The following is a 14308-nucleotide window of genomic DNA, read 5'->3' as shown; positions in this document are numbered from 1 at the left end:
GGCCGCGAGACCGGTGTCCCGCTCCGCGTCCGAGCCCTCCCGCTTCGACAAGGCCACCTCCAGGGTGCCGCGTCCCGCGTCGCGCGGTCCGCTCTCTCACTGCCCCATACCACCCCATACCAGCAGCACGGCCGCGTTCCGGCGGCCCGGCGCGGCGGCCCGGGTGACCGTCAGTTGACCACGCCGATGCCCAGCAGGGCGAAGAGCAGCGCGCCGACGAGGATCCGGTAGAGCACGAAGGAGTGGAAGGAGTGCCGGGCCACGAACCTCAGCAGCCAGGCGATCGAGGCATAGGCGACGGCGAAGGAGACGACGGTGCCGACGGCCAGCGGGCCGACCGCGGCGCCGCTGCCGACCGCGTCCTTCAGCTCGTAGACGCCCGCTCCGGTGAGGGCCGGGATGCCGAGGAAGAAGGAGAGGCGAGTGGCGGCGACCCGCTCCAGGTCGAGGAGGAGGGCGGTGGACATGGTCGCGCCGGAGCGGGAGAAGCCGGGGAAGAGCAGGGCGAGGATCTGCGAGCAGCCGACCCACATCGCGTCCCGGAGCGAGGTGTCGTCCTCCCCGCGCTTGTGCCGGCCCCTCCGGTCCGCCGCCCACATCACGCCGCTGCCGGCGATCAGCGAGCCGGCCACCACCCAGAGCGAGGCGAGCGGCCCCTCGATCAGCGGCTTGGCGGCCAGGCCGACGGCGACGATCGGGAGGGTGGCGCAGATGACCCACCAGGCGAACTTGTAGTCGTGGTGGTAGCGCTCCTCGCGGTCGCGCAGCCCGCGGATCCAGGCCCGGACGATCCGCGCGATGTCCTTGCCGAAGTAGACGAGCGCCGCGGCGATCGCCCCCACCTGGATGACGGCGGAGAAGCCGACGACGGAGGTGTCGTCGAGGGGAATCCCCATCAGCCCTTCGGCGATTCTGAGGTGGCCGGTGGAGGAGACCGGGAGGAATTCCGTCACTCCCTCGACGGCTCCGAGGACGATGGCCTGTCCGATGCTGATGGCGCTCATGGGGTCCCATTCCGGCGAGGGCGGACGGTGGGCACAGACGGTACCGGGAAGGACGGGTGCAATCGGTACCGGAAGGACGGGCGTAACGTCCCGCCGGCATTTGGCGCTGTCCTGTACGAGCGGCGACAGGGCCCAGCAGCTGAGTTCCCTCCGTCCCCTCCGTCCACCGCACCTCTTTCTGGGAAGGCCCCGAGGACATGTCCGTCTTCCGACGCCGTAAGAGCAACCGTCCCCGGCTGGTCCCCGAACTCGACGACCTCGACCTGGGGCGGGTGCGGCGGCGCGTCGAGACGTGCTGGGACCGCGGCTCCCTCGACACGGCCGTCATGGCCCTGATGGCGAATGTGCTCGACGACGCCGGCGAGGACTGGGACCGCAAGGCGCACCGGCTGCGAGTGCTCGCCGGGTCCGCGGGGCGGGCGCTGCCCGGGATCTGGCGGCAGCACGGCCCCCGGAACCCGCACGCGCTGCTGCTCCATGCCTGGTCGGAGCTGTTCCAGGCGCAGCGGCCGGGCAGCGGCGTCGACCTGGACGCCACCCGCGAGACCTGCCGGCTGGCGGCCGAGCTGCTCCCGGCGGACCCCACAGCGTGGACCCTGCAGCTGGCCCTGCTCCGGCTGGAGCGGCGCCCGTCGAGCGAGTTGTCGGCGGTGTGGCGGGAGATCAAGGCCCGCGACCCCTGGAACCGGGAGGCCCATCTCCAGGCCCTGGGCTACCTCTCGCCCGACGAGTGCGGCTCCAGCTCCATGGTGCTGGACCTGCTCGACGGCGTCCGCTCCGGTATGCCGGCCGACGCCCCCGCCGCCGGTCTGGAGGTGACCGCACTGGTGCGTACCCATCAGCGGGCGGTGGCCCCGGGGGGTGTGACGGCCCTCGGCGCGGGGGAGATATGGCGGCGCCCGGATGCCACCAGGGCGCTCGACCAGGCGGCGCACTTCTGGCCGCGGCCGGGGTTCCTGCGCCACGCGGCGGCGCTGGCCGATCTGAACGTCCTGGCCTACGCGTTGATCAAGTCCGCGCGGATCACGGAGGCCGCAGCCGTACTGCGCGCCACCGGTGGGGTGGCTGCGCCCTGGCCGTGGAGCGCGGAAGGCGAACCGCTGGAGCAGTTCTCGCACTGCTACGAGCGCGCCACTTCGACGGGCTGACGTTCTCGGCGGTCGGCGCGTGACGGGAGACCGGTGCGTGACGGGAGACCGGTGCATTCCGAGAGAGCGGCGTACGACGGGAGACCGGGTCCATGGCGGGAGACCGGTCCACGGCGGAAGACATGACCGGTTAGCCGCATATGAGGCAGACGTACGCCCCATAGCCGGATCGGGTGGAATTGCGCCCCGATTCCGGTGTCTCCCGAGTGCCCCGATGTCTTCCAGGGGATTTTTTCCTGGAAGAGCGTTGGGAGACCCGCATGCGCGACACCGCCACCACCGGCCGCTCCACGGCGACCGACGGTCGGCGTCTGCTTCTCCTCCTCACGCTGCTGACGCTGCTGCACGCGGCGTTCCTCACCGGCTCCTCCGACGCTCCGCTCCCGGAGGCCGGCCGCTGCCTCACCCACGCCGCCACTCCCGCCGCCCCCGCCGTATCGGCCGTATCGGCCGTATCCGGCCCGTCCGACCGGGCCTGCGACTCCACGGCGCCGGTGGTGAGACCGTCCGAGGGCGGTGACAAACACCCGGGCCGTGGCGTCCACCGCAAGCACCAGGCCTCGGCCTGCCATCTGCGTCACCACATCCCGACCGGGTCCAGCGGCAAGGCGATCGACGAATCCGCCGCGGTGCAGGCGCTCGCCGCACCGGCGCACTCCGCCGCCTGGGCCGTCGTCCCGGCCGCACTCGCCCCCTCCCCCGGGCGCGCCACGGTTCTCCGCTGCTGACCGGGCCCCGGCCGCACGCCCCTCCCCGCACCGCGGGCTAGGGCCCTTCTGATGGATCTCCGTGGGAGAAGGAGCGGCGTCTGGTGCGTGCTCTCGGCGTGCCGCGCGGAAGTCCGCGTAGTGGCGCTACGTGGGCTTTCGCGCGGTGCGGCGAGAGTGCGTGCCGGGCGTCGTGACGCCGCGGAGATCCATCAGAAGGGCCCTAGGGGCGGCGCGCCGTGCCGCCGTCAGCCCTCAGGACCTTCGCACCGCAGGAGATTCGGCATGCCCATCGACGTCTTCGCCGCGCTCGGCGCCCTGGTACGCGCCGAGGCCGCCCGTACCCGCAGCACGCCCGGGCCCCGGCAGTCCACCGAGCACCCGGACGGCTCCGCCGTACAGCCGCCGGTCGACCCGGAGCCCCCGTCCCCGGCCGAGCCGCCGACGGACGCCTCGGACACCCCCACCGCACCCGCCCCCTCCGCGCCGTCCTCCACCTCCTCCCCGTCCTCCACCTCCTCCCCGTGCTCCGCCTCCTCCCCGCCCACCCGGCGCGGTCTCCTGGCACGCCTCCGCCGGAAGCTGACCGCGCGCATCCGCCGCTCCCCCTGACGGAGGGTCGAGGCTCCCCGTGCCGTCAGTCGGGCGGACGCCGGGACCGTGTCGGTGTTTGGCGCGCTCCCGGACCGGAGCGATCCTGGACCCATGGCTGGTCACAAGGCTGGGCCCGCCGCACCGACCGCCGACCGGGGCGCGGTGAGCGGCTGGGCCGTCGCCCACCCCGGGCCGGTCGCCTCCGGGCCGCTGGTGCCGGTGCGGCGTCCCGCCCCCGTACCGGGGCCCCGCGAGATTCTGGTGCGGGTGGAGGCCTGCGGGGTGTGCCGTACGGATCTGCATCTGGCCGAGGGGGATCTGGCCCCGCACCGGCCGTCGACCGTGCCGGGACACGAGATCGTCGGCCGGGTGATCGCCACCGGCGAGGCCGTCACCGGCTTCCGCGTCGGCGACCGGGCGGGCGGGGCCTGGCTGCGCGGCACCTGCGGTGACTGCCGGTACTGCCGGTCCGGGCGGGAGAACCTCTGCCCGGCGTCCCGGTACACCGGCTGGGACGCCGACGGCGGTTTCGCCGAAGCCGCCGTCCTCCCCGCCGACTACGCCTATCCGCTCCCGGACGACCACGACGCCGCCCATCTGGCGCCGCTGCTGTGCGCCGGGATCATCGGCTACCGGGCGCTGCGCCGCAGCGCGCTGCCCCCGGGCGGCCGGCTCGGGATCTACGGGTTCGGCGCCTCGGCACATCTGGCTGCGCAGGTCGCACTGGCCGAAGGGGCCAGGGTCCATGTGCTGACCCGGTCGGCCCAGGCCCGCGAACTCGCCCTCGGGCTGGGTGCGTCCTCGGCCGGCGAGGCCTACGCCCGCCCTCCCGAGCCGCTGGACTCGGCGATCCTGTTCGCCCCGGTGGGCGATCTGGTGCCGGTGGCCCTGGCGGCGCTGGACCGGTCGGGGACCCTGGCCGTCGCCGGGATCCACCTCACCGACGTCCCGCCGCTGAACTACCAGAACCATCTGTTCTACGAGCGGAACCTGCGCAGCGTCACCTCCAACACCCGGGCGGACGGCCTGGAGTTCCTGCGGACCGCGGCCCGGATCGGCATCCGCGTCACGGTCAGCCCGTACCCGCTCAGCCGCGCCCCCGAGGCGCTCGCCGACCTGGCGGCCGACCGGGTCCACGGGGCCGCGGTGCTGATCCCCGGCTGAGGGTTCCCGGTCATCAGCCGTGAGTTCCCGGTCATCCGCCGCGGGTTCCCGGTCACCTGCCATGGGTTCCCGGTCACCCGCCGTGGCTCGCCTCGTCACCGCGCCGACTGGCTGCCCACTGCTTGAATGTCGCACCATGGAGTCAGGGCGGTAATGCACGACATATCCGGCAAGCACGATCCGGCACGATCCGGTGAGCACGACATATCCGGTGAGACGGTGGCGGGGTGGACGCCCTGGCCCCGAGGGCGGATACGACGACCGTGGCTTATGACGACGGCTTCCCGCGTACGGAGGCGGAGCAGGCAGTGACCGCGCGGGTCCTTGGCTCTTCGGGCGCCGAGCTGACCGCCGTCTATGTGCCGGCCGAAGGGGACCGCGAGCTTCAGCTGGCCGAGACGGTCGGAGGCTCCGGCGCCCCCTGCGGACTGCCCGAGCGGTACGACCTGTCGGGGGACTCCCCCGTGGCGACGGCGTTCCGTACCGGACTGCCGCAGTGGCTGGGGCCGGCGGAGCCGACCGCGCCCGGCACGCTCACCACTCCACCGGGAGACGACCGTTCCGGCGACCGCTCCGGGGCGGCGCCGGCCGGGGTCTCCCTCGGCGTACTGCCACTGGGCGGGAACGCCAGGCGACTGGGGTGCCTGGTCGTGGTGGACCAGGCAGCGGATGCCTTCGACGCCGACCGGCGGCACCTCCTGGAGCTGCACGCTGACCAGGTGGCCGCCGGGCTGGAGGCCGTCGCGGCGCGGGTGAGGGCGCGGACCGGGCGGCGGCAGCTGCTGGGGCCGGGGCTGGAGACCCTCCGGGGCGGTGCCTTCACGCTCGTCCTGTACACCGGACGGATCGACGCGGACGCCCGGGTGCTGGAGCTGTTCGGGATCGGTCCGCAGGAGTTCGACGGACGGGTGGAGACGCTGCTGGAGCACACCGCCCCGGACGATGTCCCGGCGCTGATGCAGATCGTCGAGCCGGGCGGGACGTCCGCCGTCGGCCAGCAGCTGTCGTTCCGGATCCGGCGGGCCAACGGGGAGCTGCGCTGGCTCAGTCTGCGCTGCCGGGTGCTGATCGACGCCGAGGGGACGCCGGAGCGGATGCTCGGGGTAGTGGCCGACGCCTCGTACCTGCGGCCCAGCGCGGACGAGGTCTCCGTCGTCCAGCGGCTGTCCGCCGCGCTGGCCGGGGCGACCACCATCCGGGAGGTGAGCCGGGCGGTGGTGGCGGCACTGCGGGCACCGCTGGCCGCGAGCCGGGTGGCGGTCGCCGAGCGGACGGCCGACCGCCTGGTGGTCACCCTCCTCGACCCGCCGGAGCCGGAGTCCTGACCCGCGTCCTGGCAGTCCGCGTGGCGCTCGGAGTGGCCGGAGGTGTCGCCCCACTCGCTGCCCACGGTGGAAGCGGTGCTGCGGGCCGGCCATGTGGCCCTGTGGCCGCCGGGATCCGAACTGGAGCCGGGGCTGGCGGGCGTCGGGCCGGGCGGGCTCGCCGTACTGCCGCTGCCGGCGGACGGTGGGGTCTCCTCGACTCGAAGCGAGTGGAGGGCCGGGGGAAAGATCGTGGGGGTGTGCCTGGTCGGCTGGGACACCCCGCACCGCTTCGGGCCGGAGGAACGGTCGCTGCTGACCGCGACCGCCGGCCTGGTCGGGCAGGCCCTGGTACGGGCGCACGCGCTGGACGCCGGGCATGAGCTCGCCACGATGCTGCAGCGCAGTCTGCTGCCCCGCACACTGCCCGAACTGGCCGGCGGGGTGGCCGTGGTCCGCTATCTGCCCGCCACGATGGGGCTGGAGGTGGGCGGCGACTGGTACGACGTGATCCCGCTGTCGGACGGGCATGTGGCGCTGGTGATCGGCGATGTGGAGGGGCACAGCGCCGGGGCCGCGACGATCATGGGGCAGATGCGGACCGCCATCAGGGCGTACGCGGTGGAGGGTCATCCGCCCGATGTGGTGATCGCGCACGCCAACCGGCTGCTGCTGGGAATGGAAACCGACCTCTTCGCCACCTGCTGCTATGTGGACCTGGACATGGAGGAGGGCATCGCCTGGTTCGTCCGGGCCGGGCATCTGCCGCCGCTGCTGCGCCACCCCGACGGCAGCACCGAGGAGGTCCCGGTCGAGGGCGGGCCCCCGCTGGGGGTGTCCGCCGAGGGCGAGTTCCCGCTGACCGAGGTCGGCCTGGCGCCCGGCACCGTACTCGTGCTGCTCACCGACGGTCTGGCCGAATCGGCCCGGCTCACCCTGGACGACGGCATCCGCCAGGTGCGCGCGGTGCTCGCCGCGGCCGATCCGGCAGATGCCGGGCGGCTCGCCGACGACCTGCTGGGCAGCGCCGAGCGGCGCGACGACGATGTCGCGGTGCTGGTCCTGCGCTACGACGGGATGCGGGTACGGCCAGCCCGGGCCCGCTGGGCGGTCTGGCGGCTCCCTGACGCCGTGATGCACGCCCGCCGCTTCACCTCGCGCACACTGCGGCAATGGCAGGTCACCGAGGAACTGGACGTCGCGCTGCTGGTGGTGTCCGAGCTGGTCACCAACGCCCTCGCGCACACCCAGGGCGAGGTGCGGATGGATCTGACGCTGGCCGCCGGACGGCTGCGGATCGCGGTGAACGACGGCTCGCCACGGGCCCCGGTCAAGCCGGTGAGCGTGGACTGGGAGGCGACCGGCGGCCGCGGGCTGCTGCTGGTCGAGGCGGTGTCGGCGGCCTGGGGATCCGTACCGCTGAGCGGCGGCAAACAGGTGTGGAGCGAGATCAGCCTCGGGGCGGAGGAGCAACTCGCCCAGGCGGCCTCAGCGGAGGCCGGAGAGTGAGGAGGTCCCCGAGGTGACCAGGCCCTGGCCCTTCCGTCGAACTCCCGTCGTCCGTCCGGAGATCGGGCCCCGCCGTCCGCGTACCGCTGCCGCCGCCCTCGCCGGGCTGTGTCTGGTGGCCGCCGTGGCGGCCTGCGGCGGGCAGCAGTTGGGCGGTTCGGGTTCTCCGCGGATCGGGGTGCTGTTCCCGGACAACAACTGGCGCTTCCACCACTTCGACAAGCCGCTGATGCTGCGGGAGATCCATCGGCTCTGCCCCGAGTGCGAGGTGGAGGCCGTCAGCGCGCAGCAGAGCATCACCACCCAGCAGGCGCAGATGGACGCGATGATCACCAAACGGGCGGACGTCCTGGTCCTCGACGCCGTCGACTCCCGGGCGATGCGCGCGCCGGTCGGGCACGCCCGCCGGGCCGGTGTGCGGGTGGTCTCCTACGACCGCCTCGCGGAGGGGCCGGTCTCGGGCTACGTCTCCTTCGACGGCGCCGAGGTCGGCCGGCTGCAGGCCCGGGCGCTGCTGGGGGCACTCGGCGACCGGGCGCGCGACAGCCAGATCGTGATGATGAACGGCGCGGACACCGACCCCAACTCCGCCTGGTTCAAGCAGGGCGCGCTGTCCGTCCTCCGGGGCAAGGTCCGCATCGGCAAGTCGTACGACACCGCCGGCTGGCGCCAGGAGGCGGCGAACGCCAATATGTCCGCCGCCATCTCGTCCCTCGGTGCCGAGCACATCGACGGGGTCTACGCCGCCAACGACATCCTCGCGACCGCCGTCATCGCCGCCCTCAAAGCGGAGAAGGTCTCCCCGCTGCCCCCGATCACCGGACAGGACGCCCAACTCGACGCGGTCCAGCGGCTCCTCTCGGGCGAGCAGACCATGACCGTCCTGAAGTCCTTCCGCCCCGAGGCGGAACACGCCGCCGCCATGGCCGTGGCCCTGGGCCGCGGCGAGAGCCTCGACGGTCTCGCCACACACCGCGTCAACAGCCCCACCACACACGGCATTCCAGCCGTCCTGCTCACCCCCGTCCCGGTAACCGTGCACACCATCAAGAACACGGTCATCAAGGACGGGATGTACACAGTCGATCAGATCTGCACTCCCAAGTACGCCTCCGCCTGCGCCAAGGCGGGTCTGACACACCCCACACATAGCGAGGGAAGATCCCCTCGATGATCAACCAAGCGGGCATCGGTACGCCCTCTCCAGCAGCCTGACGTGCGAAGAGGTCCCCTGCCGGCCGCCGGTCGTGCCCGGCGGGGGCCTCGTACAGTTCGGCCGGGCGAGTGAGAAGACTGAAGAAAATATTGCTCGTACGGGTGACGCCCCGACACTTTGATATGAGTGCAGTGGTTAGGGGCTGCGGCAGTGCGTGACGAGCATCCCAGGCCGGGACGCTCCGGAGGCACGAGAGTCGTGCCGCGCCGTTGGACGCATCTGCTGGAAGGGGTACGGATCGTGAAGATCGCCAAGGTTGCTGCAGGTGCTGTCGGCGTCGCGCTGATGTTGGGGGCCGCGTCCCCGGCACTTGCCGCTCCATCCCACGGTGACGACACGCTGGTGGACAGCAGCACCGTCAGCAAGAACGACGTGAAGAACCCGCTCAAGGACATCAATGCCGAGGTGTTGATCAGCGGGTTGAGCAAGGTCGCCGACAAGCTGGCTACGAAGAACGACCTCGCCTCCAAGACGAACGCCCTCGGCGCCGGCGGGACCCGCTGATCGTCGGCAGATGAAACTTTGGCGCCCCACCACCCGGGGCGCCAAACTCATGTCAGAACCCAAAAATCTTCCTGCCCTTGGGACGCGACGCCGTTCCTCTTTCCGCGCCGCCACACGGACGTTCGATTACATTCTGTTCCTTGTTGTCTGGTTTGCTGCCTTATCGACAGTAACGTGGACTGTGTGTGTCCTTGGACAGTCTTGGTGTGCGCCAAGGCCGGGCTCACCGGGTAAGGCAGGTGCCCCATGACAGCACCGCCGCTGTTGCGGCTGCGCGGAGTCTTCAAACGGTACGGCGCGGTCCAGGCGCTCGCGGACGTCGAGCTGGAGGTGCGCGCCGGCCAGGTGGTCGCCCTGGTCGGGGACAACGGGGCGGGAAAGTCCACGCTGATCAAGGTGATCGCCGGGGTCGACCCGGCCGACGCGGGCACCGTCGAGTGGCAGGGCCGGCCGGTCCGGATCACCCGTCCCCACGAGGCCCAGGAGCTGGGCATCGCCACCGTCTACCAGGACCTCGCGCTGTGCGACAACCTCGATGTGGTCGGCAATGTCTTCCTGGGCCGGGAGCTCCAGCGGACCGGGCTGCTCGACGAGGTGGAGATGGAGCGCCGCACCCGGGAGCTGCTCGACTCGCTCGCCATCCGGATGCCTCACGTCCGTATCCCGGTCGCCTCGCTGTCCGGGGGCCAGCGGCAGACCATCGCGGTCTCCCGCTCGATGCTCGGCGAGCCCCGGCTGGTCCTGCTCGACGAGCCCACCGCGTCCCTGGGCATCGAACAGACCGCGCAGGTCCTCCACCTGGTCGACCAGCTCCGCGAGCGGGGTCTCGGCGTCCTGCTGATCAGCCACAACCTGGGGGACGTCAAGGCCGTCGCGGACTGGATCGCGGTACTGCGGCTGGGCCGCAACAACGGGTTCTTCGACGTCGGCACAACGTCCCACGAGCAGATCATCTCCTCCATCACCGGGGCCACCGACAACGCGGTGACGCGGCGCAGGGCGCCGGGCTGGGAGGTGGAGGGGTGAGGCGGCCGTGGTCGGCGGCAGGGCGCGGGAAGCGGACGGCCGGCGCGGACGGCCGGACCCCAGACGGCCGGACCCCGGACGGGCGTGGCGGACAGAACCCGCTGCGGATCCTCCGGCGTCGGTTCCACGCCGGTGAGCTGGGGGCAGTCCCGGTCGTCCTCGGGCTGCTCGTGGTGTGGATCATCTTCCAGAGCCTCAACGGCAACTTCCTCTCACCGCGCAACCTGTCCGTGCTGAGCGTGGACATCGTCGGTATCGGGATGATCTCGACCGGTGTCGTCTTCGTGCTGCTGCTCGGGGAGATCGATCTGTCGGTCGGCTCGGTGAGCGGCCTGGCGGCGGCCGCCTTCGCGGTACTGAACGTGCAGCACGGCATGCCGGAGGGGCCGGCGCTGCTCCTCGCGGTGCTCTGCGGTACGGCGATCGGGGCCGTGCAGGGGTTCTTCTTCGCAAAGGTGGGGGTGCCCGCCTTCGTGGTGACGCTGGCGGGTCTGCTGGGCTGGAACGGCCTGATGGTCTCGCTCCTGGGCTCCAGCGGCACCCTCAACCTCGACGACCGGGGTCTGGTCGCCCAGCTGACCGGCTTCTACTTCACCCACGACGCCTACGCCTACGGCCTGGCGGTACTCGGCACCACCGGCTACTTCCTCGCCTCCTACCAGGACGTACGCCGTCGCCGGGCCGCCGGGGTGCCGGCCCGGCCGCTGGGCGAACTGGTGCTGCGCACCGGCGTGCTGGCGGTGGTCTCGGTGGCCGCGGCGTATGTGCTCAACCAGTTCCAGGGCCTGCCGCTGGCCCTGCTGATCTTCCTGGTCCTCCTCGTCGGTCTCGACCAGGTGCTGTGCCGTACCCGCTACGGACGGATGATCTTCGCGCTGGGCGGCAGTGTGGAGGCGGCCCGGCGCACCGGGCTGAACGTCGACCTGGTGCGGATCTCGGTGTTCATGGTGTCGGGGACGATGGCCGCGATCGGCGGGATGTTCCTGGCCTCCCGCGTCACCTCGGTCTCCCAGACCTCGGGATCGGGCAATCTGCTGATGGCCGCCATCGCCGCCGCGGTCATCGGCGGCACCAGCATGTTCGGCGGGCGGGGCCGGACCTGGTCGGCGCTGCTCGGGGTGCTGGTCATCCAGTCGATCGCGTCAGGGGTGGCCCTGATGGGCATCGAGACCGCCGTCCAGTACATGATCACGGGCGGGGTGCTGCTGGTCGCGGTGGTGATCGATTCGCTGTCCCGGCGCGCCCAGCGGTCCCACGGCCGGGTCTAGGGCGGTCCAGGGCCTATGGCCTGTGTCGGAAGTCCCGTCGTCCGCCCGAAGGGCGGGCCCCGCGGCGACTGTCGATACAGGCCCTGGCCAGGGCGCTTCTAACAGGACCGGAGCCACGGCGGCGCGCGGTCGCCGTGCGGGCGGGAGGGACCTGGGCGGAGGCTGGAGGTGTGCGACTGACACCGCGGGCCGGGGACGGCCGCCGGAGAGAGGAGCCAGGTCATGAAGGACATCGTCACGGCCGGTGTGGACGGTACGCCGGAGTCCCGGGCCGCCGTCCTGTGGGCGGCGCGGGAGGCGCGGCTGCGCCACGCCCGGCTGCGGCTGCTGCACGCCTGGGTGCTGCTCGCGTCCGAAACCGGGCCCCAGGACAGCAGCCAGAACTACTGGGCGCACCGGATGATGGACGAGGCCGAGGCCGCCGTCCGCACCCGGTACCCGGACATCCCGGTGGACGCGGACCTGGTGGCCAAGGACCCGATGGACGCCCTCAAAGAGGCCGCCGCCGCGTCGGACCTGCTGGTCCTCGGCTCGCGGAACCTCGGCCCGATGTCGCGCTACGTCCTCGGTGAACTCGGTCTGCAACTGGTCACGCACACCAGCACACCGGTGGTGATCGTACGCGCCGAGCAGGAGCCCACGCCGGACGGGCGGGACGGTGACGTGGTGCTCGGGGTCGGCCTCCACGAGCCCTGCGAGGCGCTGTTCGCCTTCGCCTTCGCCTCCGCCGCGCGCCGCGGCGTCACCCTGCGTGCCGTACACGGCCGGCATCTGCCCGCCTACGCGTACAACCGGGGCGGCGGGGTGGAGCCGTCCGCCGCCGAGGAAGCCGCCAAGCAGGCCCGGTACGAGCTGGAGCAGGCGCTGCGGCCCTGGCGGGAGAAGTATCCGGATGTGCCGGTGGACGCGCGGGCCGAGATGGAGAGCCCGGCACCGGCCCTGCTCCACGACACCGCGGACGCGGCACTGCTCGCCGTGGGACGCCGGCACCACCACCTGCTGCCGGGCCCGCGGATCGGCCATATCGTGCAGGCCGTCGTCCATCACGCCCCGTGCCCGGTGGCGGTGGTGCCGCACGAGTGAGAACACGAGGGAGAAGGCGGATGATGGCGGTAGAGGGGGCCCAAGGGCATGGGAGTGAGCCATGGCGAACACAGTCGACTGGCCGGTCCGGGTCTCCCTCGTCGAAGAGGGCGGCATGACCACCGCGCGGGCGGTCCTGGACACCGGAACCACCACCTTCACCGGGCGCGGCACGGCCCGCTGCAGCCCCGAGGATCCGGACGTACCGGAGATCGGGGACGAGATCGCGGCCGGCCGCGCGCTGAAGGACCTCGCGGGGCAGCTGCTGCGGGTGGCGGACGACGACCTCCAGGAGGTCGGTGCGGCGCCGCCCCGGCGGGAGAACCGGATGGCCTACGGCTGGACGAACGCGCTGGCCTGAGCCGAACGCGCCGGCCTGAGCCGGGCGCGGCGCACCGGGCCGGCGGCCCGGCCGGGAAGGAGTCGTCCATGGCGGATGCGACGGTCACCGATCTGTACGAAGTGACCATGGCTCTCTCGTACCTGCGCGAGGGCATGGTGCGGCCGGCGACCTTCAGCTGCTTCGTCCGGCGACTGCCGCCGGAGCGGGGCTTCCTGATCGCCGCGGGCGTCGAATCGGTCCTCGACCACCTCGCCGGCTTCCGGGTGGGGCACGACGACGTCGAGGTGTTCGCCCAGGCGCTGCAACGGCCCGCGCGGGAGCTGGCCCCGCTGGCCGACCTGCGCTTCACCGGGGAGGTCCGGGCGGTACCGGAAGGGCGGGTGGTGCTGGCCAATGAGCCGCTGCTGGAGATCACCGCGCCGCTCCCCGAGGCGCAGCTGGTGGAGACGTACGTTCTCAACCAGCTCAGCCATCAGACCGCGCTGGCGTCCAAGGCCGTCCGCTGTGTACTCGCCGCGCAGGGCCGCCCCGTGGTGGATTTCTCGCTCCGGCGTACCCACGGCACCGAGGTCGCGCACACGGTGGCCCGGCTGGGGGCGATGGCCGGTTTCGCGGGGACCAGCAATGTCGCGGCGGCACACGCCGAGGACCTGCCGGCCGTCGGCACGATGGCGCACTCGTACATCGAGGCGTTCGAGGACGAGGAGGCCGCCTTCACCGCGTTCGCGCTGTGCCACCCGGGCCCGGTGACGTTGCTGGTGGACACCTATGACACCGCGTCCGGGGTCGCGGCGGCGGCCCGGGTGCTGACCGCGCTGGGCCGCGGTGACGGCTCGGCGATCCGGCTGGACAGCGGTGACCTGGGCCAACTCTCCCGCCGCGCCCGGGCGATGCTCGACAACGCGGGCCTTCCTCAGGTACGGATCGTCGCCAGCGGCGGGCTGGACGAGTACGCCGTGCACGACCTGGTGGCCTCGGGTGCGCCGATCGACATGTACGCGGTGGGCACCCGCGTCGGGGTGAGCGCCGACGCGCCCGCGCTGGATTCGGCGTACAAGCTGGTGGCGTACGACGGCCGGCCGGTGATGAAGCTGTCGTCGGCGAAGGTGACCGCGCCGGGCCGGAAGCAGGTCTTCCGCAGGCCCGGTTGTCACGATGTGATCGGGCTGGCCGACGAGCCGCCGCCCGCGGACGGGGTGCCGCTGCTGGAGACGATGATGCGGGCGGGCCGACGCTGTACGCCACGGGACCGGCTCGCGGACGCCCACCGGCGGCTGCTGGCGGACGTCGCGGAGCTGCCCGGCACGGCGCGGCGCGTCCGGTCGCCGGAGCCGGTGCGGGCGACGGTGTCGCACAAGCTGTCCCTACTGAGCGAACGGGTACAGCGGCGGACCGAGCGGGAGATCCTGGCACCGTTCGGCACGTAGGGCCTGTGTGG

General features: G+C 72.5%; 12 protein-coding genes and 1 pseudogene. 12 read left to right on the top strand and 1 reads right to left on the bottom strand.

From position 1 onward, the window contains the following. Positions 1 to 170 precede the first annotated feature (170 nt). Positions 171 to 1004, bottom strand: a complete 834-nt coding sequence (locus tag ACFY12_RS09710) for an undecaprenyl-diphosphate phosphatase (RefSeq protein ID WP_390715229.1) — start codon at positions 1002 to 1004, stop codon at positions 171 to 173. A gap of 197 nt (positions 1005 to 1201) precedes the next feature. Here ACFY12_RS09710 and ACFY12_RS09705 point away from each other — a divergent pair, with 197 nt between their 5' ends. The 12 genes and pseudogenes from ACFY12_RS09705 to ACFY12_RS09650 all read left to right on the top strand — a co-directional run bounded on the left by ACFY12_RS09705 (position 1202) and on the right by ACFY12_RS09650 (position 14297). Then, positions 1202 to 2152 carry a hypothetical protein gene (locus ACFY12_RS09705; protein WP_390715228.1) on the top strand — a complete coding sequence of 317 codons (951 nt, stop codon included), beginning with the start codon at positions 1202 to 1204 and terminating at the stop codon, positions 2150 to 2152. Between the two features lie 260 nt (positions 2153 to 2412). Further along, positions 2413 to 2880 (top strand): hypothetical protein, encoded by a 468-nt coding sequence (locus tag ACFY12_RS09700; RefSeq protein WP_390715227.1) that lies wholly within the window; start codon positions 2413 to 2415, stop codon positions 2878 to 2880. A gap of 264 nt (positions 2881 to 3144) precedes the next feature. Continuing rightward, the gene (locus ACFY12_RS09695) at positions 3145 to 3471 is read left to right on the top strand and encodes a hypothetical protein (protein ID WP_390715226.1); all 327 of its coding nucleotides are present in this window, start codon (positions 3145 to 3147) and stop codon (positions 3469 to 3471) included. Positions 3472 to 3564: 93 nt separating this feature from the next. Beyond that, positions 3565 to 4617, top strand: a complete 1053-nt coding sequence (locus ACFY12_RS09690) for a zinc-dependent alcohol dehydrogenase family protein (RefSeq protein ID WP_390715225.1) — start codon at positions 3565 to 3567, stop codon at positions 4615 to 4617. 308 nt (positions 4618 to 4925) lie between these two features. Next, a pseudogene (locus tag ACFY12_RS09685) lies at positions 4926 to 7430 on the top strand (SpoIIE family protein phosphatase). 13 nt (positions 7431 to 7443) lie between these two features. Further along, positions 7444 to 8604 (top strand): sugar ABC transporter substrate-binding protein, encoded by a 1161-nt coding sequence (locus ACFY12_RS09680; RefSeq protein WP_390715224.1) that lies wholly within the window; start codon positions 7444 to 7446, stop codon positions 8602 to 8604. A gap of 282 nt (positions 8605 to 8886) precedes the next feature. Then, a complete protein-coding gene (locus tag ACFY12_RS09675; RefSeq protein WP_390715223.1) occupies positions 8887 to 9150 on the top strand; it encodes a hypothetical protein in 264 nt (87 codons plus the stop codon). Positions 9151 to 9396: 246 nt separating this feature from the next. Then, positions 9397 to 10176 carry an ATP-binding cassette domain-containing protein gene (locus ACFY12_RS09670; RefSeq protein ID WP_390715222.1) on the top strand — a complete coding sequence of 260 codons (780 nt, stop codon included), beginning with the start codon at positions 9397 to 9399 and terminating at the stop codon, positions 10174 to 10176. Then, complete coding sequence (locus ACFY12_RS09665; RefSeq protein ID WP_390715221.1) at positions 10173 to 11444, top strand: sugar ABC transporter permease; 1272 nt, start codon at positions 10173 to 10175, stop codon at positions 11442 to 11444. Before ACFY12_RS09670 ends, ACFY12_RS09665 begins: the two co-directional genes overlap by 4 nt. Before the next feature lie 222 nt (positions 11445 to 11666). Next, a complete protein-coding gene (locus ACFY12_RS09660; RefSeq protein WP_390715220.1) occupies positions 11667 to 12527 on the top strand; it encodes a universal stress protein in 861 nt (286 codons plus the stop codon). A 61-nt stretch (positions 12528 to 12588) separates the two neighbouring features. Next, positions 12589 to 12888, top strand: coding sequence for a dsRBD fold-containing protein (locus ACFY12_RS09655; RefSeq protein WP_390715219.1), 300 nt, complete (start codon positions 12589 to 12591; stop codon positions 12886 to 12888). A gap of 68 nt (positions 12889 to 12956) precedes the next feature. After that, positions 12957 to 14297: a nicotinate phosphoribosyltransferase gene (locus ACFY12_RS09650; RefSeq protein WP_390715218.1), complete on the top strand. Its 1341-nt coding sequence runs from the start codon at positions 12957 to 12959 to the stop codon at positions 14295 to 14297. Positions 14298 to 14308 lie beyond the last annotated feature (11 nt).

Source organism: Streptomyces sp. NPDC001339 (assembly GCF_042895955.1).
Lineage (GTDB): Bacteria > Actinomycetota > Actinomycetes > Streptomycetales > Streptomycetaceae > Streptomyces.
The sequence above is the reverse complement of the archived record's forward strand: the minus strand, read 5'-3'. Positions and strand labels throughout refer to the sequence as shown.